Genomic DNA, 21630 nt, shown 5'->3' with positions numbered 1-21630 from the left:
AGAATTCAAATAAATTGTTTTTGGAGAAGTGAAAAAGGAGGAATTTATTTGCTAAATTCTTTAACGTCATTTAGATTTATTGCTGCATTAATGGTGTTCTTATTCCATATGCGGGTGTTTAGCCAGTATCAATTAGGTTCAGCGGGCGTTCAGTTTTTCTTTGTTTTATCTGGTTTTATATTAGTCTATAACTATCATTCTAAGTTTATAGAAATCAATAAAAATAATATTAAAAAATTTTATAAAGCAAGATTTTCGAGAGTATATCCAGTTCATGTACTAACTTTTTTGCTCTCTGTACCATTGGTTATTTTATACTTTCACCCCAAGAGTTTATATTTTGTAAAACTTACTTTTATGTCAATTATCAATTTGCTATTGTTACAAAGTTTTTTTCCAAGTCAGGGTACTTATTTTAATTTTAATGGTGTTTCATGGACGTTATCAGTTGAAGCGTTCTTTTATTTTATGTTTCCTTTTCTGCTATGGATATTTACAAAACTTAAAGTTAACAAAAATATAGTTAAATCCGTATTGATATTTTGGATAGTATGGGGAGTTTTATTTTTATTAAATAAAAGTTTGGATGTAGATAATCCATTTTATATTTGGTTACTACATATCTTTCCAGGAGTTAGATTGTTCGAATTTTCAACAGGGATGCTTTTAGGATTGATTTATATTGAAAAATCCAATAAGGCAAGTTTAAACAAGACTATATTCACTGTTTTAGAACTCCTATGTTTATTGTTATTCATTGTCTTATTATTGTATTCGGCAAACTTAGACGTAGGAATCGTTCGCGGTGTATATTTTGTTCCGCTATGGTGTTTGTTAATTTTTACCTTTGCATTTCAAGGTGGTATGATTTCAAAAATATTATCACAGAGGTTGTTTGTTTATTTGGGTGAAATTAGTTTCTCATTCTATATGATCCACCAATTGGTGATTCGATATTTAGATTTTCTTCATTTAGCAAATCCGTTTAACTTTTTGATTTGTTTAATAATTTCTTTATTATTCAGTTCAATCATGTATCAATTTTACGAAGAGCCATTACGTAAGAAAATTCGTTTTGGGTTTCGAAAACAAACGCATCAAATACAAGTACCTTTATCAAAAGAAATCCTTAAATAAGGGCTTATTTTTAAATCATTATTGTAAATAGATGAAAAGAAAAGATTATGGTCAGTAAAAATGGGAGGATTAAATGAGAATAACAGTATTCACTCCAACATACAACAGAGGCTATATTATAGAAAAACTGTACAGATCATTACAAGAACAAACATATACAGATTTTGAATGGTTAGTTATTGATGATGGTTCAAGTGACAACACAGAAGAGTTATTTAGATTATGGACAGTAGAAGAAAATCCATTCCCCGTACGGTATTATAAAGTTGAAAATGGTGGAAAACATAGAGCGATTAATAAAGCTACTGACTTAGCAGAGGGAGAATTGTTCTTCATTGTCGATTCTGATGATCATCTGACAAAAGATGCATTAGAGAACATAGAAAATTGGGAACGAAACTTGGAGAATAAAGAATTATTTTGTGGTGTTTCCGGTAATAGAGGAAGGCAGGCTACTGACTTTTTAGGAACAACGTTTGAAGGTGAATATGTAGATGCAACTTCACTTGAACGTACAAAATATAATATAACCGGTGATAAAGCAGAAGTCTTTTATACGAACATCCTTAGAAAATATAAGTTTTGTGAATTTGAGGGAGAGAAATTTATAACCGAGGCTACAGTGTGGGAGAAAATGGCCCATGATGGTTATAAAATAAGGTGGTTTAATAAAACCATTTATATATGTGATTATCTTGAGGATGGTTTAACGAAAAATATGAAAGAGATATTCGCTAAAAGTCCTAAAGGTACAGCATATTATATAAAACAGCAAATTAAGTTTTATAAATGTAATGTAAAAGGCAGATTGTCTTATTATAATTTATACTATGATTTTGTGAAGTCTAATTTAAAATTAGGACAGGCTGCGAAATATTTGGAAATTCAACCTGTTACTTTAATCTTTTCTATATTTTTAGTGAAATGTAAGAAAATCATGATGAAGTAGGTTTAAAATATGAGAGTAAAAAGTTCGATAATTAATATAACCGCTGGTCTTGGTAATCAAATTATTATTACGTCATTAAGTTTTATTTCAAGAACTGTATTCATTAATAGCTTAGGCGTTGAGTACTTAGGAATAAACGGATTACTTACCAACATACTGTCTATGCTGTCTTTAGCAGAGGCAGGAATAGGTTCTAGTATAATGTATAGTCTTTACAAACCAGTAGCCGAGAATGATCAGCAGAGAATAAAAGTACTTATGCGCTTGTATCGAAATGCATACTTGGTAATCGCCTTAGTAGTATTGTTATTAGGGCTCGCATTAATGCCTTTTCTAGGTTATTTTGTTAAAAACTCAAGTGTTGAACATGTTCATCTCATTTATGCTATATTTTTACTGAACACAGTTGCACCGTATTTGTACTCGCATAGAAGTTCATTTTTAAATGTTTGTCAGAAAGGTTATGTTGTAACAGGGGTATATTCAATATCTTCTATTATATCCACTTGTCTTAAGATAGGGGTATTGCATTTTACAAAAAACTACATTTTATATCTAATTATAGATAGTATTATTACTATAACTACGAGTATCCTTTTAGCAGTTATAGTAAGTAAATTGTATCCATTTTTAAAAGAGAAAGTGACTAGTAAATTAGATAGCGAAACGAAAAGTGGTATTATAAAGAATGTAAAAGCGATTGTTCTACAAAATATAGGAAACTACCTAGTGTTAGGCACAGATAATATTATCATTTCATCATTTGTAAGTGTAGCAGCAGTTGGATTGTATTCCAATTACAATATGTTAATTGATATTTGTAGAACCTTTACTTATCAGGTGTTTAATAATATTTATCATAGTGTAGGAAATTTAGTAGCAAAAGAGAGTTCGGAAAAAGTTTACAGTATATATAAAGTCTATACACTTCTCAATTTTTGGTTATATTCGTTTTTTAGTATACTGTTGTGTGTTACTATAGAGCCCTTTATTACTTTATGGATAGGTCCGAAGTTCTTAATGAGTGAAGGTATATTATTTGTATTAATGGTTATCTTCTATGAAAGAGGAATGAGAAATGCGATCACAACTGTGAAGACTACAGCAGGAATTTTTCAAGAGGATAGATACGCTCCATTGTTTCAAGCTGCTGTGAACCTTATTCTATCTATTATTTTAGTTAAGTATATAGGTATAGTAGGTGTTTTTATTGGTACACTTATAAGTGTATTAACTGTTCCATTTTGGTTTACTCCTTATCTAGTGTATAAGAAGGTGTTCGAAAAACCTATTATCAATTATTATAAAACATACACGTATTATGTAGTTGTATGTATAGGGACCTATCTTATAACAAAATTTATAAGTAGCTTTATATTGTCAAATGGTTGGTGGGGCTTAGTTTTAAAAGGCATTGTTTGTCTAATAGTGCCAAATATAATTTATGTGTTCATTTTTCGTAAGACAGATGAGTTTAAGTATTTATTTGGTATTTTGAAAAGCATTGTGGGCAAGTTATTGAAGCGTTTTAAATTAGGTAAAGGAATCTCATATTAATTTCAGTCAGGTGGTATATATTTTAAACATTACGATCATGGAGTGTAGTTGAAAAAATAAAGTGTCCTGAAATTAGAAACTTCAGATATGTACAAAAGATAGCTACACTACCACATTTTTATGGGGATTCTTCGTTTATAATAAAGTGAAACTTCCATCAGTGGGGGTCTTACTGCCCACGAATAGCGGGATAAATCTGTTAAAAAGGGGAAAAGAAAAAACTATTCATAGAATGGTTTTTTCTTTTTTTTCATCCTAACTCATACACCCAATCTATTTAATTTATAGAAGCATAATATATAAAAAAAGAAGAAGGGTGTAAGTACATGACAAGTTATTTAAACGCTAATCTTGGAGATATGAGTGATGTTGATTTAACAAATATGTCTCCTGCCCATGGTGATGTATTAACTTATGATGATGTTAAATCAAAGTGGATTCCTAAAAAGCTTTCAATTTCAAGTTCAGAAAATGCTTCAAGTGTTGTATATGTAATAGAACTAATTAGGTGGAATATTAAGAATGATGGGACGAATGCTGCTGCTACAACAACAGGAATAAATCAAGCATTAGTTTGGGCTCAATCTCAAGGCTATAATCATGTTATATTACCAGGTGGCACATATAAGTTAAAGATTGATAGTACATCATTTTCATGTATTATCATGCCAAATGATATGCATTTTGAAATGGCGGATGGATGTGTATTACAGCTAGAAGTGAATTCATCACCCTGGTATAGAATATTTGACGTTAAAGGCGTTAGAAATGTTAGGATTTCTGGTGGAAAAATAGTCGGGGACAAAAAGGGGCATATATATCAAATAGGTGTAAAGTTTGTTAGGGGAGGTGTAAATCCCGACGGGTCATTAAATAGTAATCCGAATTTTATCCGTAGTGAGGTATTGGATAGGTATGAAAATCCTGGATTACTAAAATCTTTCAGACTATGGTCCATTCCTGGAGTAACTGCTGCGAGATATAGTTTTTATCAATATAAAGACACGGTTTCTTCTAGTACGTTAGTTGGATTTAAAACAGATGGACAATTTGCTCCAACATCTCCGTCAGGAAGAGGTTGGTTTGCTCCAATAGAGGCTGCCAATAAGATGATATTTGTTATTGATATTACATCTTCACCTTTGAGTGATGCCCAAATTGCACAAATCAATGCAAAGGTCGACGGTCAGAATTATACACACGAGTGGGGACAAGGGATAGAAATAAGAGGTTCAAATCATGTTGAAGTAGATCATGTAGAAATAAGTGATTGTACTGGCGACGCTGTTTCCACGGGTTGGTTAGAATATAAACTGAATCCAGCTGACTATACGCAAGAACAGATGGGATCGTGTATTTACATTCATAACTGCGATATCCACAACTGTAGAAGACAAGGTATTACTCTTGGTAGTTCGAACGATACCTACATCTTTGATAACAAAATTTATTTTATTGGTAAGGCTGATGATGGCGTTACAGTAGATGGAACTGCCCCTATGTTTGGAATAGATATTGAGTCTATGTGGTCTCAAAGTAATATACCAACATGGCGGCCTGAACTAAATCAATCAGGACTTGAATTGAACACTAGAATTTATATTTATAATAATCACATTTATAGCAATGCACGTGGGCATTTAGTAAACGTTGATGGTATTCATGTAGTTTTGGAAAATAATATATTCGAAGGTTCTAATGTTGGAGGAGTTAGTTCTTATCAGGATAACTGGTATATTAAATATCTCAATAACACTTTTATTGGATGTGAACTCACTGTTAAAGGAGATAACTTTGTCAATGGAGTAGTTTGTAATAACGGGAATATAAAGTTACAAGATATTAGGGGAGCGGTTGTTACAAATTGTCAAATAAAGAATGGCTCACTTTCCGCTTCGAGTATTTATGGCTACTTTGGAACCCCTGCTGTAAATGTCACTACTGGAACATTTACTTATAGTTCACCGCATGGAATGGGAAATGGTGCAAAGGTATGTTTCGAACAATGGGTTGGAAAGGTTCCTACTGGAATTAGTGTAGATAAACTGTATTATACAGTAAATATAACACCAACAAGCTTCCAAGTGTCTGAAACATTAAGTGGGCCGCCGGTAGCCATAACAGATGGGGGAACAACAGGATTCAATATAAGCAGATATGATTATGGTAGATGTTACATTTCAAATATTACGATTGAAAGAGAGTGGAGAGTCGATAATACTGTAGCTCAAAACCTTTCAGTCATTATGACAGGAGGGGTTCTTAAGAACATTATCGTCAAGAACTATGACATTAACATCAAGCCACCTGCTAATTATGCTGGACGACCTATCACAGTAGAAGGATTAACTTTGATAGAAGGTGCTGCAGATTTGGAATGTTGTAATTTAAGTAACGGCAAGTTCTTAAGAGCAAAAACTAGCCGAATCGGTGGAGACCTATCACTAGGTTCTAATAATGCCCAATATACGAGGAAGATTAATGCAGACACCTGCTTATTTCAAAACGTGGGCATAAATTTTGAAGGAAACGTTGTAAATAATCACAGTACATTTTTAAACTCTATTATCAAGAAAACAGATAGTTCCACCGTTTCCATCATTGCACATAGTTATTTAGAAAACACTGCAGTTAGCTTACGGTGGTTAACGAAGGACAAAGCGGTAACGATAGCACGGTGTGTATTTAACAATGTATCTACTGATATAAATGCAAGTACGAGATTGATAGATAATACTGTTATTAATTAAGTGGAGATTCATATTATAAAGAAAGAATCACTATATAAATACAAATTAAAAAATCGACATAAAACCCTCTTTTTTTTTAGGCGGGCGAGAGCATCTGACCATGCATAGAAGCGGTCAGGGTCTTTTTCTGCCACACGCAAGGTTTAAAACAAAAGGAGAAAGTAAGTAGCGGTCAAGTTGTATTCTGTATAGTAGTGACTGATATGTCGAAAAATTAAAATGAAGATATATTTTTATAAGCATATTCACTTTAATAGCGTATTTAGGCTTCTAGAAATCTTGAGATAGCTATTGTTTCAGATAACTTTTTTAACCAGTAAGGCACAAAATCATAAAAAAACATCTCATTTCGTTATTTTACAACAACGAACCGGGATGTTTTTTTATACCTAATGTAAAGATTGATCACGTTTCAATTAAAAGAATGTATGAACAAGGATACTGATAATGAGGAGGAAAAAACATATGAAAATTCTAATTACAGGCGGAGCAGGATACATTGGAACGCATACGTGTGTAGAACTATTAAATGCCGGAAACGAGATAATCGTAGTTGACAATTTTTCAAACAGTAAACCAGAAGCTTTAAAACGTGTTCGTGAAATTACAGGAAAAGATTTTACATTTTATCAGGCAGATTTAGTAGATAAAGAGATGTTAGATACCATTTTTTGTGAAAATGAGATTGATGCTGTTATCCATTTTGCAGGACTGAAGGCGGTAGGGGAGTCGGTTACGTTACCACTTTGGTATTATCATAATAACATTACAGGCACTCTTGTACTATGTGAAGTCATGAAAAAGCATGGTGTAAAGAAAATGGTCTTCAGTTCTTCAGCCACAGTATATGGAATGGCGGAAGAAGTACCGATTTCCGAAAATTTCTCACTTGGAGCAACGAACCCTTATGGGCGCACAAAACAGATAATCGAAGAAATATTACGTGATCTGTATGTGTCTGATCATGAGTGGAGCATTGCGCTTTTACGTTACTTTAATCCGATTGGAGCACATAAAAGCGGGCGAATTGGGGAAGATCCAAAAGGTATTCCAAATAATCTTATCCCGTACATTACACAAGTAGCTGTTGGAAAATTAAGTGAATTAAGCGTTTTTGGGAATGACTATCCAACACAAGATGGTACAGCTGTAAGAGATTATATACATGTTGTAGATCTTGCAATGGGACACTTGAAAGCACTCGAAAAGATATCGAGATCTCAAGGGGTAGAAGCGTATAATTTGGGGACCGGATGTGGTTATAGTGTATTAGAAATGGCTACCGCCTTTGAAACAGCATCAGGTAAGAAAATTCCATATAGAATTGTAAATCGTCGTCCAGGTGATGTGGCTCTTTGTTATGCAAATGCATCAAAGGCTAAACTAGAATTGGGATGGGTTGCTAAAAAAGGAATCGAAGAGATGTGTGAAGATTCATGGAGATGGCAGTTTAATAATCCAAATGGTTATGCGGAATAAAACTATATACTATAAGGGATTTTAGAGAGTGAAATAATGGTTGGTAACGGGATGGGAAATAAATACAAATTTCATTTGAAATAGCTAGAATTTGTATATGCAAACAGCTTTTTCGAAAGAGAGGCTTAAACATGAACATTTCTGAGAGATTAACTCAGCAGCAATTTAAAGAGATACTCATGTATATATACAAAAGAGGTCAAGAATCCAAAAATGTGGAAGTAGAACGTTTAATCGAAGAAATTAAACAATACCTCATTTCGATTATGTATACATCAAAATAATTTGTGAATTTTAAAAAATAAGTAGTGATTAAAAAATTGATTCTAAGATTTATTGTGAAATGATACGTATATAAATACCAATTGAAAAATCTAAATGGATTTATATAGAACGAGAGCCTTTCATACTATTGATCTGTGAAAAGGCGCTTGCAAGAATCTTGGATAGGAGTATGATTATTAATGAAAAGAATTTTTGATTTATTGATTTCTTTGCTTGTATTATTGTGTTTATCTTCCGTTATCCTTGTAGTAGCCGTATTGGTTAGATTGAAATTAGGATCACCGATAATATTTAAACAACAACGTCCAGGACTACATGGAAAACCGTTCCATCTATACAAATTTCGCACAATGACTGATGAAAGAGATAATAAGGGCGAGTTCTTGCCTGATCAAGTGAGATTAACCACATTTGGTAAGTTTCTTAGGAAATGTAGTTTAGATGAATTGCCACAACTTATAAATGTTGTGAAAGGTGATATAAGTTTAGTAGGACCGCGACCATTATTAATGGAATACTTACCTTTATATTCTAGTGAACAAGCAAAAAGACATCATGTAAAACCTGGAATTACTGGGTGGGCACAAGTGAATGGGAGAAATGCAATTACTTGGGAAGCAAAATTTGAATTAGATGTATGGTATGTAAATAATCAATCTTTTTTAATCGATATGAAAATATTATTTCTTACACTAATAAAAGTGTTTAAATCAGAAGGAATAAATCAAGATGGTCATGTAACAATGGAACGTTTTACGGGTATGAAATAAACTGTGAGAGGAGGTAGTGAATGAAAATTGTAATGATTGGACAAGGTGGTCACAGTAAAGTTATACGGGATATTATTTTATCAAACAAGGAATATGAAATTGTTGGATATTTAGATGATCGATATGAAGATATAACTATAGTAGATAATATTTATTTCGGTCCAATTTCAACTGTATATGAAATGATTAACGATTTTAATCAAATAAAATTTGTTATCGCAATAGGGAATAATAAAGTTAGAAAAAAAATTGCCGAAAAATTGGGTCTGCCTGACAATTGTTATGCCACGTTAATACATAAAACAGCCGTTATAAGTCCGAATGCAAAGATAGGAAACGGTACAGTTGTTATGCCGAATGCAGTGATTAATGCTGATACTCAAATTGGCAATCATTCTATTATAAATACGGGTTCTGTTGTTGAACATGACAATATATTAGGTGATTTTGTGCATATTTCTCCTCATGTTACACTTACAGGATCTATCATCATTGAAGAAGGGGTACATATAGGGGCAGCGGCTACTCTGATTCCAAGTGTTAAAATCAGAGAATGGTCTATTATTGGAGCAGGAACTGTTGTAATAAATGACATTCCCCCTAATTGTACAGCAGTTGGTATCCCTGCCAAAATTATTAATGAATTGAGTTACTAGGAGTGATAAAAATGGTACTAACACAACAGAAAAAACGAATCTACCTCTCTACTCCGCATATGAGCGGCAATGAACAAAAATATATTCAAGAGGCATTTGATACAAACTGGATTGCCCCTCTTGGCCCAAATGTGGACGCTTTTGAAAAAGAAGTCGCATCTTTTGTTGGAACTAGAGATGCTGCAGCGGTTAGTTCAGGTACTGCCGCTATTCATTTAGCTCTGCGGTTATTAGATGTTCAAAAAGGGGATAAAGTGTTTTGTTCAAGTCTTACTTTTGTAGCGACTGCCAATCCAATTATTTATTTAGGGGCTGAACCAATATTTATCGATTCAGAGCCGGAAACATGGAACATGTCGCCGCAAGCTCTAGAACGTGCGCTTTCTGATGCTCATACAGAAGGGAAATTGCCCAAAGCTATTATCGTTGTTAACTTATATGGGCAGAGCGCAAAAATGGATGAGATTTGTTCTTTAGCTAATAAATATAATGTTCCTATTATTGAGGATGCAGCAGAATCTTTTGGTTCTACATATAAAGGAAGAGCCAGTGGTACATTTGGGAAATTTGGTATCTATTCATTTAATGGCAACAAAATTATTACAACTTCTGGTGGAGGAATGCTTGTTTCTGATGACGTTGATGCATTAAAGAAAGCGCGCTTTTTTGCAACCCAAGCAAGGGATGTAGCACCTCATTACCAGCATAGCGAGATGGGATATAATTATCGAATGAGTAATATATTAGCTGGTATTGGAAGAGCTCAATTAGAGGTATTAAAAGATAGAGTGAATGCTAGAAGATTAGTATTTGCACGATATTACCAGGAATTATCTAGTATACCTGGATTTTGCTTTATGCCTGAATTAGAAAATACTCATTCGAATCGTTGGCTTACAGCTTTAACAATCGATGAAAAAGAAACAGGTATATCTATTCAATCATTATTGGAAGCTTTAGCTGAAGAGAATATTGAAGCTCGCCCTGTGTGGAAGCCACTTCACATGCAACCGCTCTTTGAAGGAGTGAAATATTATTCTCATAGCGAAAATAACGATGTCTCTGAACAATTATTTAAAACGGGTATTTGCCTTCCTTCTGGTTCCAACATGACAGAGACAGATCAACAAAGGGTTATTCAATGTATTAAAAATCTTTTATAAAATAAAGAACCTTCTGAATGAGATTTGTAAATTCAGAAGGTTCTTTTTACTTGGGGGTTAAATATAGGGGAATCTATCTTCTTTTGTAAAATGGAATAGCAAAGCAATCCCTATTTATAATATAATTATAACTATATATAAATATTATGGTGATCGCTTTTTTTCTTTTATATACAAGTGTTAAAAGTGAAAACATAATGTTGAACTGAACTTCCTTGCTAAATTGTATAAGTACAAGGAAGTGTATATTCAATAATGTGTAACTTATTATCTATTTTGTGTTACTACTTCTTAATAATTTTATCTATTATAATTACACTTTTTTACAAAATATATAAATACAAATTGAAAACCCAACATAAAACTTTTCTTTTTAGGTGAGAGAAAGCATCTGACCATGTATAAAAGCGGTCAGGGCCTGTTTCTGCCTAGCAGTAATCTATATGTCGAAAAATCAAAATGTATTTATATAGAATCCCTTATAGAGAATTATACGATATAGAAAGATAGGACTAAGGAATATTTATAGAGGGAGGACTATAAACGGATGATTGGGAGAAATATTTATCAATTTCGAAAGAAAAGGGGACTTACTTTATCCGAATTAGCGGGGAGGGCTGGAATTTCAAAATCTTATTTAAGTAATATTGAAAGAAGTATAAATCAGAACCCGTCTATCCAAGTGATGGAAAAGATAGCGTTGGTATTAGAAGCAGATCTCAATACATTACTCGAAACGAAAACAAATACGGAAACAAATACGGAAACAAAACAGCAGATTGAAAAAGAGTGGGTTGATTTTATATATGAATTAAAAAAGGCAGGGATTAATAAAGAAAAGCTTGGGGATTATAAAGTATTAATTGATTTTATTAAGTGGCAGAATGCAGGAGCAGATAAGTAAGAAAATGGCTTATTCTTTTTTATTATGGTATGAAATGTGTTAATTAGTTTATCTTCATTTAGAAATTACACATAAAAAGATAGATTTCCTTTCATTCTCTAATGTTATCACTTAATATAGCAACGAAGACTAATTCCTCTTATGATGACACAAATTTCTTATTCGCATACACCTGTTCTGTGCAGCTTGTTTATTTTGTTGACAGTAACATTCTAATTATTTTTTTACCACCATCTTTCAGATTAACTATAGTAAATTTTATTTCACCTAGAAATGTAAGCGTTTTTATGAAAAGTAACAGCATTACCCCCATTTTAAAGTTCGAAAGAAAATAATGAAGTTACGCGGGAGATAAGCTGTTGTCTACTTAGATGTGTTTAATCTCCCGCTGATGAAAGTTTCAGTTTATCACAAAATAGAGAATTTATTTATGGTATTAGATCTAAAACAAGAAATGAAGGGACTAAAAATAGAATACGAAATATTCCGAAATTTCCCTCATCGCTTAAATTGCAATGAGGAAGGGGGAAGAGTGTTTTTATAGTTATATTTATTTCGAATTATATAAAAAAAATATTTACAAATAGAATATCATTATATAAAATGGAAACAAGTTCGTTATACAGAACAGTGATAAACAAAAATATTTATCCTGCGGAAAATATTTTTGTTCAAATAGAAGAATATATAATCTTAATCTCGTGTGTATCCAAAAAGTTAAAGAAATGGATAAAATATACTTTTAAGGCGAAAAATTCTTTATAATGAACATTAAGAACAAAAACTTTTTTAATTGAAAATCTGGAATATGAATTGACATAACAAAGGGAAAGTGATAGTTTATATCTTGTGATTGTTCTTTTTACAGAACAAAAATAGTGATATAATAAAAATCATATGTGAAGAATCAATTCATAGATTTTATTTGTGGTTTTTGTTGAACAAAATAGAATTGTTCTTTAAATAGAACGAATATAAGTAATAATATAGAGAGTGAATTACATATTAGCGGTCAGTAACCTTTCCCACCGGATTCTGAGGAATCCATAGAAAATAGGTGGAGATGAAGAAAACCTCATTGATAGACGTCTCACATTATCCGATTGGATTTTACTTATTTGCTGCAAAACAGGAGGAAAAAATGAGTGCTATAACTGGAATTTTACATTTTAACAACGAGTCTATACCGGTTGAATACGGCATTAGATTAATGAGGGATTTACAAAAATATCCCGCTGATGATGTTCAAATATGGCACAAAGAAAGCGTTTTCCTTGGCTGTCACGCACAATGGATCACACCGGAGTCTATTGGTGAACAATTGCCTTTTTATGATTACGAAAGGAAATTGGCGATTACAGCAGATGCTATAATCGATAATCGTGAGGAGTTATTCGAGAGGTTACAAGTGGATTATGCTGATAGAAAAAAGATAACAGATAGTCAGTTAATTTTGCTCTCCTATCAAAAGTGGGGGGAAGAAGCTCCTAAGTATTTGGTAGGCGATTTTGCTTTTATGATTTGGGATGAGCGAAATCGAAAAATGTTTGGAGCAAGAGACTTTTCTGGGAGCCGAACTCTGTATTATTGCTCCAATCAACAACAATTTGCTTTTTGTACGACAATACAGCCATTGCTGTCTTTACCTTACATTCAAAAGCAATTAAATGAACAGTGGCTTGCTGAATATTTGGCTATATGTGGAATGGTTGATGTAGCCGACACCACTATAACGCCTTATAAAAATATAGAACAAGTACCACCATCTCATAGTATTATAGTAGTTGGGAATAAAGTAACGCTTTCGAGATATTGTACGCTAGTTCCAGAAAGAAAGCTTCGCTTAAAGTCAAATGAAGAGTATGTAGAAGCATTTCAAGAAGTTTTTCAAGAGGCTGTTACATCTCGAGTACGAACTCACCGACAAGTTGGAGCACAGCTAAGCGGAGGATTGGATTCGGGTTCTATTGCGAGCTTTGCTGCCAAAGTTTTACGTGAAGAAAACAAACCATTACATACATTTAGCTACATACCATCAAATGATTTTGAGGATTTTACACCTAAACATCTAATGCCGGATGAGCGACCGCTTATTAAAGAAACGGTACGATATGTAGGAGGTATAAAAGACAATTATTTAGATTTTAAGGGAAGGGATCCATTTTCTGAAATAACGGATTTCCTCGGAATAATGGAGATGCCATATAAATTCTTTGAGAATTCTTTTTGGATGAAAGGAATGTTTGAGGAAGGGTACAAGGAAGACGTTGGAGTCCTTTTAAATGGTGGAAGAGGAAATCTATCTATATCATGGGGATCAGCTCTGGATTATTATGCTCTTCTTTTAAAAAGGCTAAAGTGGATTCGCCTAGCCCAAGAATTGAATCAATATAGTAAAAATGTAGGTGGGGCTCGATTGCGGAGGTTACCATTCATTGCGAGGTTGGCATTTCCGTCTATTGATCGAGCGTTCTCATCAGGTACGCCGTATATATTTCCGATGGTAATTAATCCGGATTTTGCAAAAAAGATGGATGTGTTTAATAAACTTAGGGAATATGGAATTGATGAAACGGGATGGTTTTCTGCAGCGAACATATATGAACAAAGAAAAAGTCACTTTGAAGAGTTGTTTCACTGGAATGCAAGTAATACAGTGGCAACAAAATTGTCATTGCACTACTCATTGTGGAAACGCGATCCAAGTAATGACATTCGTGTGATTCGTTATTGCTTATCTGTACCAGAAGAGCAATATGTACAAAAAGGTGTGGATCGTGCTTTGATTCGTAGATCTACCGAAAAGTATTTGCCTGATAAAGTACGATTAAATCAACACATTCGAGGTGTACAAGGAGCAGATTGGGTTCATCGAATGAGTCCGCACTGGAATACGTTTATAGAAGAGTTAGAGCGAATGAGTACAGATCAAAGGGCTTTACAATTTTTAGATGGTCAAGCAATAAAGAAAGCGCTATTAAAAGCTAAAGAGGGGCCTCTTTTAGAACGTGCAATCGATCCTGATTATAAGATTTTAATGCGTAGCTTAATTGTTTATCGATTTATTCAACAATTTACTTGAAAGGAGGTGAGAATATGAAAAAGGAATGGCAACAACCTGTATTAGAAGTACTTGATGTTAACATGACAATGGCTTCAACAGTTTATGGTCCATATACTGATGAAGCATATAACCCTGGTCACCCTGTTGATCCAAAAGATCCTAATACTTGGAACCGCTTTACTAGCTGAGTAAGGAGTAGCATATACAATTTATCTTACTGAATGTATATCTATGAAACTATGTAAAATGTTCTTATTTTTAAGTTCGTATATGCTAAAAAGACCTTTATACTTTTTTATTGTATAAAGGTCTTTCATTTAACCATGGATATATTGGAGTGAAAATAATGCTAGAAACTGGAAAAAAGGTCATGTATAAAGCCTTTGATTTCAAAATTTCAAGTGATATTCCTTTGCCGGAATTACATCAAATAAATGAACAAGAGGTTTCAATAGACATTGAAATTCTAATTGATAATATATCGAGTTTTCCCTCTGAATTAGTAGATGCACCATATAAACATGTTGTTAAAGATAATCAAGTGATGTTTTATGTTCCTGAGGTGGGCTTTTTTTCCGCTCAAGAGGGAAAAAGGATAACAGTTTGCCCACTCGATGGTGCTGATGATAGTTTGGTCCGTCTCTATATTCTTGGAACGTGTATGGGTGTGGTATTGATGCAAAACAAAATACTTCCTCTGCATGGCAGTGCTGTAGTAATTGATGGGAAAGCATATGCTTTTGTAGGTGAGTCAGGTGCTGGAAAGTCGACGTTGGCTTCAGCTTTTTTAAAGAGAGGATATAAACTTCTAAGTGATGATGTAATACCTGTATCTCTTTCTCATGAGAATGTTCCTTTTGTCACACCATCATATCCGCAGCAAAAGCTGTGGCAAGAGAGTCTTGATAATTTTGGTATGGATAAAAGTCAATATAAATCAATATATGGTAGAGAAAATAAATATAGTGTCCCAGTTTCTTCTCATTACTTTTCTACCCCAGTACCACTTGCGGGTGTATTTGAACTAGTGAAGACAGAGAACGAAATAGTTGAAATACAACAAGTTGAAAAACTGGAACGTTTACATACCATTTTCCGTCAAACTTATCGTAATTTTATTATTCCACGTTTAGGATTAATGGACTGGCACTTTCACATCTCTACAAATATTGTAAATAAGCTTGCTGTGTATCGATTATGTCGACCGTTGTCTGGATTTAGTGCTCCGCAACTAGTTGACCTAGTAATAAACACTGTAAATAAAGGAGAATAAGTGATGTCGAAAAAACAGGATTTATTAAATCAATTTATTACACAAGTCCCAGGGAATATAGTAAGTGATATGGATGGAGAAAAAGTGATGTTAAGTATTTCTAATGGGAAATACTACAATTTAGGTGAAGTAGGTGGAACTATATGGGGGCTTATAGAGAAACCAATAGCGGTTACCAAAGTGATTACTGAATTAATGCAAGAGTATGAGATAGATCAGTCTACATGTGAAAAGCAAGTTATTTCTTTTTTAGAGCTCTTGTTAGATGAAGCTTTGATTGAAATCGTAGAATAGGCAGCCGAGTAGTCTAGTATTTTATCCTAGATAAGAAGTAGGGAAGTATGTATGAATATTATAAAAAAGATACGAACGTTTCTTTCACTAGATATGAAAACAATACTTTTATTTATAGAGGCTTATATTTATTTGGGATGGGCTCGTATTCTTAAAGGTAGGCCATTCTCTAAGATTGCTCCTACATTAGGTGTTCCTATGAATGAAACATCTTTAAGTTATAATGAGTCTAATAAATTTGTATTGAGAGATATTTCCGAAGCGATACATATTATGAGCCGTCATACCTTTTGGGAAAGTAAGTGTCTTGTAAGGGCTATAGCTGGAATGAAAATGCTAGAGAGACGACAAATGGAGAGTACACTATATTTAGGAACTGCGAAGGATGAGAACGGAAATATGATTGCTCATGCATGGTTGCGTAGCGGTCCTTTTTATATTACTGGAGCAGAAGAAATGAAAAGGTTCACTGTAGTTAGTAAATTTGCTAGAAAAATTGGTTGAAAAATCTTGAAGGAGAATATCATGCATAATAGTTGTGGGCTTGATTTAAAATGTGTGCCTAAGGAGCTCAAATTGCAGCTGGAAATTATGAAAAGAGAAACTGCTGTGGAGCTACAAGAAATCGATAAGGCTTGGTTTGCAAACATTGATTGGGATAAATTTCTCGAATTAACGATTCATCACCGTGTGTATTCGTTCATTTATCCAAAGATGAAAGAATTGGATGGAAATTTGGTTCCTGTACATGTCATACAAACTTTACATCAATATTTTAAGATGAATACATTTCAAATGCTTCATTTAAGTGCAGAAATGGAACATATGAGTAAATTGTTTGCTCAAAACGAAATTCGTCTCCTTGTTTTAAAAGGTCCTGTACTTGCTGATGATCTTTATGGTGATATTTCTCTACGTACTTCGAGTGATTTGGATGTTCTCATTCCTTTACATAATCTTGATAGAGCGGAAGAACTTTTATTAAACCTTGGCTATGTTAAAGATGATTATATTGAGAGCGTTTTAAACGACTGGAAATGGAGACATCATCATGTAACATATGTTCATCCTCAGAAGAACATTAAGATCGAAATTCATTGGAGATTAAATCCTGGTCCAGGAAAGGAACCACATTTTGAGGAACTATGGAATCGAAAGAGAATAAGTTCTCTTACTAGTACCCCTGTTTACATTTTAGGTAGAGAGGATCTATTTTTATTTCTAGTTTCTCATGGTGCACGTCATGGTTGGTCAAGGCTGCGTTGGTTAGTAGACATTAATCAAATTGTAAAGCAACAACTTGATTGGGAAAAAACTATTAAGTTATTGAAGAAAAATTATTACTTCCATATAGGTGGTCAAGCATTGTTTTTAACTTCGCAGTTACTAAAAACTCCATTAATTGAAGAAGTGGAACCATTGTTATCTGGAAACCGTCCGAAGACGTTAGCGCAGGAAGCAGTATTTTATTTGGAAAGAATGGTGAACTTACATACAGATCCAGTTCCAGATGATGTAGCAATGTATCATAGTCGTCACTTATTTTCATTAATGTCTTATCAGCAAAAGTTTTTATATACTATAAGTTGCCTTTATCCCTATCCAATTGATGCTGAAACATTGCCGTTACCTAAGCAACTTCATATGTTGTACTTTCCTTTACGTCCTATTTTATGCATCTGGAGAAGAGTAAGAAAGCACGAATTATCATGAGGAGGACAAAATAGTGGAACATCTCTTATATTTTGCAAAGAAGTTACATTCTTTTTCTGGGAAAATATTGTATATAAATTTATTAGGGATGGCTTTAGTCAGTCTTTTGGAGGGAATAGGAATTCTTTTATTAATTCCTATGATAAGTATCAGTGGAGTTGTAAAGGTAAATAGTGGTTCAACTCCAGTTCCAGAGATGTTTAAATTTCTGCACAATATTCCTGAAACAATAAGTTTGTTGCTTATTTTAGGCATTTATATCTTTTTGGTAATAGCTCAGTCCCTCTTACAGCAAAATCTTACCCTTCGCAATACAAAAATTCTTATAAATTTTACAAATCATATAAGATTGGAAATTTATCGTGCTTTATTACAGGCTAATTGGACTTTCTTTGTGAAAAAGAGGAAGTCTGATCTTATTAGTGCAATGACCGATGAATTAGGACGCGTTGTAAATGGAACAAATTTATTTTTTCAGATGTTAACTGCTCTTATTTTTACAATAATACAGTTTGGAATTGCCTTATGGTTATCTGTAAAGATAACAATTTTTGTACTATTCGCTGGTTTAGTACTTGCCTATTTTTCTAGACATTTTATCAAAAAGTCAAGAGCGCTAGGAAATCGAACATCTGAGATAGCCAGAAGTTATCTTGGGGGTATAACAGACTATTTTAATGGAGTTAAAGATATTAAAAGTAATATGTTGGAAGAGTCTAGATATACATGGTTACATACTTGGTGCAAAAAGATAGAGCAAGAGCAACTGGCATTTATTAAATTGAAAAATAGCTCACAACTTTTTTATAAAGTTACATCGTCTATTCTAATTGCATTTCTTGTTTTTGCATCTGTAAAACTATTCCAAGCTCAGCCGGCGCAATTAATATTAATTATCCTTATTTTTTCTAGATTATGGCCGCGATTTACAACTATTCAGTCTAACCTGGAACAACTTGCTGCAAGTGTTCCTGCTTTTAAGTCTTTAATCGAATTGCAGGAAGAATGCAACAAAGCCGCGGAACTGCAGAATATAGAACAACAATACAAAGATGTAAAACCAATGTCTATAGAACAAGGAATTGAATGCCGGAATATGTATTTCCGCTACAATTCGAAGGAATCATTATATGCTCTTCGAAATATCAATTTCGAGATACCTTCCAACTGCATGACGGCTATTGTCGGTCCTTCGGGAGCTGGAAAAAGTACCTTAATTGATATTTTAATGGGACTCATGCAGCCAGAAAAAGGACAAATATTAATAGATGGTACTCCGCTTACAAGTGATAATTTATTGTCATTAAGAAAATCTATTAGTTATGTTCCGCAGGATCCATTTTTATTCAATGCAAGCATAAGAGAAAATTTGTTAATGATTGAACCAAATGCAAGTGAAGAACAAATTTGGGAGGCGCTGGAATTTTCGGCAGCTGCTGAATTTGTACGAAGACTTCCGCAAGGGCTTGATACATTCATTGGAGATCGCGGAGTTAGGCTTTCTGGAGGGGAACGACAGCGCCTTGTACTAGCACGAGCTATTTTAAGAAAACCTTCAATTCTAGTGCTAGATGAAGCGACAAGTGCGTTAGATACGGAAAATGAAGCGAAAATTCAAACTGCTCTAGAACGATTAAAAGGAAAGATGACCATTATCGTGATTGCCCATCGTTTATCAACGATACGCAATGCTGATCAAGTGATCGTAATAGACAAGGGAGAAATCGTTCAAAAAGGAGCCTTTGTCCAATTGGCAAAAGAAGAAAGAGGTATGTTTAGTAAACTGTTAGGAAATCAGGTAGAAGTTAGCGTCTAGAGATAGTAGGTATTAGTAGCACGTCTTGACAGAACTAAATAAATACAAATTGAAAAACCGACATAAAAACCTTCTTTCTTTTTAGGAGGGGACGAGAGCATCTGGCCGCGCATAGAAACGGTCAGGGCCTTTTCCTGCCACATGCAATGTTTAAAACAAAAGGAGTACATATTGTATCCTGCATAGTAGCGACCTATATGTCGAGAAATTAAAATGAATATATATAGTTGATTTACGAGCTATATTAGTATAAATATGAAATGAAAAACAGTAGGTGAGGTAAGTTGCGGTACGTTAGGTGGCCATTTACATTTCATTAAAGCGAAAGAAATTGAATGGGATATGTTCCGTACACAAGCTCACCAATGGGAGCGCGATTAATATAAGAGACTCGAACCCTTGACGCGAAACGTGTTGAGGGTTTTTTTGTGGGTGAAACACTTTTGTTTCTGGAAGAAGCTATTCACCCGCAATTCGAGCTTCTTTTTTAGCTTTGAATCCACGTTTTGATTTTTCTTTGTACTTTTGGGTATACGGATCTTTATATCTAACTCGAAATTCCCAAGTGTCCCCAAACTTTCTGAAGCTAGCCACCTCTCTCTTGGTAATTTTTAAGTGGTTAGATTTAATCATCTAACCACTTTACGGGAGTTTCTTTAAAATCCGAAATTTCAAATTTAAATTCTCCATCTACTTCATAAATTCTTTCAACGATAGGTACCTTTTTAACTTCTAATTGTTTAATGGGGTGTTTTCGTTTTTCTCTTTCAGTGGTTAAATCAATTATCAAAATGTATCACCTCTTTTTAATAAGGCTTATAACAATAAACAGCATTCACTACAGGTGGCAAATCAGTATTCTAAAACTGTTGTTGCACCATCTCTTGGAAATACAAATGGTACTATGGTCCGGTATAGTCACCCTATCGCTGTGGCATACAATGGTGGGGAATTTTTCTACGCTGAAATTGTTAAACAATATGTGGATTTTAATGGAGGAACTGATCCTACAGATGTAGATACACGTCAGAATGTCTCGTTACCTTCTGATTGGCTAACCAATAACTTAGGTTGGCTGTAATGTGTTGAACGCCAATCTTGGGTATATAAAGAGCCGAATAAGTTTGCAGAAGTAGTAGGAAAGATTCCTCTTGAAAGTGGGCATGTTTATTTAGAGGCCGCATGGGATGGAAAAAGATTTTGGTTCAAAATTGCAAATGATAGTTGGGTTCCCGAAACAGCAATGCGTATCGAAAAAGACGGTAAAAGTAAAGGTGTCATTTGGAATGAATGGGATGGATTAGAGTGTTACCATCATGCTAATTATAACAGTGGCATACGTGATCGTGTAGGTGTTGGTCAGTGGGAAATTGAGTTTAGAGATAACAACTGGATTTACATTAAAGATAAAGGCTGGGTAGAATTTGACGAAAAAATCATTCGTTGGATTCGGTAAAAAAGAGTGGGCTTTTATTGAAGTGACACCTAAAAGTAAGACAGTGTATTTCATAAGGCAGTGGATATTTTACGGGTAACGTAATTAATGATAAAACACCGTATTTTATTTTAAGTGCAGCTTGGTATGGGACAACCTATGTTATGTCTTGGAAACAGTACATGGTTAAAAGAAGAGCATTTTGATGTTAGATAAGAAAAGGATTAGAGTCGCTCGTTTGAGGGGCTCTTTATTTTGGAATCGGGGCATGAATTGTTTAGTGCAGAATAAAAGTACAGAATATTGCGAAGTATTTGTGCATAGATAGCATAAATGCATTAAAAAAGGCTTGCAAGCTCTTCCATTACCCTCTACTGTGTTAGGT

At 33.8% G+C, this 21630-nt stretch carries 19 protein-coding genes and 3 pseudogenes; 20 read left to right on the top strand and 2 right to left on the bottom strand.

The window, feature by feature from the left end; all coding sequences use genetic code 11:
* Positions 1-48: 48 nt before the first annotated feature.
* The 18 genes and pseudogenes from MR076_RS07440 to MR076_RS26775 all read left to right on the top strand — a co-directional run.
* On the top strand, positions 49-1137 hold the full coding sequence (locus MR076_RS07440; protein WP_242219265.1) for an acyltransferase family protein: 1089 nt from the start codon (positions 49-51) through the stop codon (positions 1135-1137).
* 73 nt (positions 1138-1210) lie between these two features.
* Positions 1211-2086, top strand: a complete 876-nt coding sequence (locus MR076_RS07435; protein ID WP_242219263.1) for a glycosyltransferase family 2 protein — start codon at positions 1211-1213, stop codon at positions 2084-2086.
* Positions 2087-2095: 9 nt separating this feature from the next.
* Positions 2096-3643: a lipopolysaccharide biosynthesis protein gene (locus tag MR076_RS07430; RefSeq protein WP_242219260.1), complete on the top strand. Its 1548-nt coding sequence runs from the start codon at positions 2096-2098 to the stop codon at positions 3641-3643.
* A gap of 326 nt (positions 3644-3969) precedes the next feature.
* Complete coding sequence (locus MR076_RS07425; protein ID WP_242219258.1) at positions 3970-6393, top strand: right-handed parallel beta-helix repeat-containing protein; 2424 nt, start codon at positions 3970-3972, stop codon at positions 6391-6393.
* A 465-nt stretch (positions 6394-6858) separates the two neighbouring features.
* A complete protein-coding gene (galE, locus tag MR076_RS07420; RefSeq protein ID WP_242219256.1) occupies positions 6859-7872 on the top strand; it encodes a UDP-glucose 4-epimerase GalE in 1014 nt (337 codons plus the stop codon).
* A 131-nt stretch (positions 7873-8003) separates the two neighbouring features.
* Positions 8004-8156 carry a YwzD family small protein gene (locus MR076_RS07415; RefSeq protein WP_242219253.1) on the top strand — a complete coding sequence of 51 codons (153 nt, stop codon included), beginning with the start codon at positions 8004-8006 and terminating at the stop codon, positions 8154-8156.
* Between the two features lie 180 nt (positions 8157-8336).
* Entirely contained in the window at positions 8337-8927 is a 591-nt protein-coding gene (locus MR076_RS07410; RefSeq protein WP_242219251.1) for a sugar transferase, read from the top strand.
* Between the two features lie 20 nt (positions 8928-8947).
* Positions 8948-9583 carry an acetyltransferase gene (locus MR076_RS07405; protein ID WP_242219249.1) on the top strand — a complete coding sequence of 212 codons (636 nt, stop codon included), beginning with the start codon at positions 8948-8950 and terminating at the stop codon, positions 9581-9583.
* An 11-nt stretch (positions 9584-9594) separates the two neighbouring features.
* Entirely contained in the window at positions 9595-10746 is a 1152-nt protein-coding gene (locus tag MR076_RS07400; RefSeq protein ID WP_242219247.1) for a DegT/DnrJ/EryC1/StrS family aminotransferase, read from the top strand.
* Between the two features lie 547 nt (positions 10747-11293).
* Positions 11294-11650, top strand: coding sequence for a helix-turn-helix domain-containing protein (locus tag MR076_RS07395; RefSeq protein WP_242219245.1), 357 nt, complete (start codon positions 11294-11296; stop codon positions 11648-11650).
* Between the two features lie 1141 nt (positions 11651-12791).
* Entirely contained in the window at positions 12792-14732 is a 1941-nt protein-coding gene (locus MR076_RS07390; RefSeq protein WP_242219243.1) for a lasso peptide isopeptide bond-forming cyclase, read from the top strand.
* A 14-nt stretch (positions 14733-14746) separates the two neighbouring features.
* Positions 14747-14902 carry a paeninodin family lasso peptide gene (locus tag MR076_RS07385; RefSeq protein WP_139207593.1) on the top strand — a complete coding sequence of 52 codons (156 nt, stop codon included), beginning with the start codon at positions 14747-14749 and terminating at the stop codon, positions 14900-14902.
* A gap of 158 nt (positions 14903-15060) precedes the next feature.
* Positions 15061-15987: a phosphoenolpyruvate carboxykinase (ATP) gene (locus tag MR076_RS07380; protein WP_242219242.1), complete on the top strand. Its 927-nt coding sequence runs from the start codon at positions 15061-15063 to the stop codon at positions 15985-15987.
* A 3-nt stretch (positions 15988-15990) separates the two neighbouring features.
* Complete coding sequence (locus MR076_RS07375; protein WP_242219240.1) at positions 15991-16281, top strand: lasso peptide biosynthesis PqqD family chaperone; 291 nt, start codon at positions 15991-15993, stop codon at positions 16279-16281.
* 51 nt (positions 16282-16332) lie between these two features.
* Positions 16333-16785 (top strand): lasso peptide biosynthesis B2 protein, encoded by a 453-nt coding sequence (locus tag MR076_RS07370; protein ID WP_242219238.1) that lies wholly within the window; start codon positions 16333-16335, stop codon positions 16783-16785.
* Between the two features lie 21 nt (positions 16786-16806).
* Positions 16807-17994: a nucleotidyltransferase domain-containing protein gene (locus tag MR076_RS07365; protein ID WP_242219236.1), complete on the top strand. Its 1188-nt coding sequence runs from the start codon at positions 16807-16809 to the stop codon at positions 17992-17994.
* A gap of 13 nt (positions 17995-18007) precedes the next feature.
* Positions 18008-19810 (top strand): ABC transporter ATP-binding protein, encoded by a 1803-nt coding sequence (locus MR076_RS07360; protein ID WP_242219234.1) that lies wholly within the window; start codon positions 18008-18010, stop codon positions 19808-19810.
* Positions 19811-20104: 294 nt separating this feature from the next.
* A pseudogene (locus MR076_RS26775) lies at positions 20105-20191 on the top strand (hypothetical protein); the annotation flags it as partial.
* A gap of 87 nt (positions 20192-20278) precedes the next feature.
* Here the strand turns inward: MR076_RS26775 and MR076_RS07355 are convergent.
* Positions 20279-20404: pseudogene (locus tag MR076_RS07355) on the bottom strand (Arm DNA-binding domain-containing protein); the annotation flags it as partial.
* A 31-nt stretch (positions 20405-20435) separates the two neighbouring features.
* Positions 20436-20600, bottom strand: coding sequence for a hypothetical protein (locus MR076_RS07350; RefSeq protein WP_242219232.1), 165 nt, complete (start codon positions 20598-20600; stop codon positions 20436-20438).
* 24 nt (positions 20601-20624) lie between these two features.
* Here MR076_RS07350 and MR076_RS26530 point away from each other — a divergent pair.
* A pseudogene (locus tag MR076_RS26530) lies at positions 20625-20819 on the top strand (lysozyme family protein); the annotation flags it as partial.
* A gap of 234 nt (positions 20820-21053) precedes the next feature.
* Positions 21054-21266, top strand: coding sequence for a hypothetical protein (locus tag MR076_RS26525; protein WP_244525323.1), 213 nt, complete (start codon positions 21054-21056; stop codon positions 21264-21266).
* The last annotated feature ends 364 nt before the right edge of the window (positions 21267-21630 follow it).

This window comes from Bacillus cereus group sp. BfR-BA-01380 (assembly GCF_022663535.1).
GTDB classification, from domain to species: domain Bacteria; phylum Bacillota; class Bacilli; order Bacillales; family Bacillaceae_G; genus Bacillus_A; species Bacillus_A cereus_BB.
Note: the sequence above shows the minus strand (reverse complement) of the source record. Positions and strands in the feature narration are given on the sequence as shown.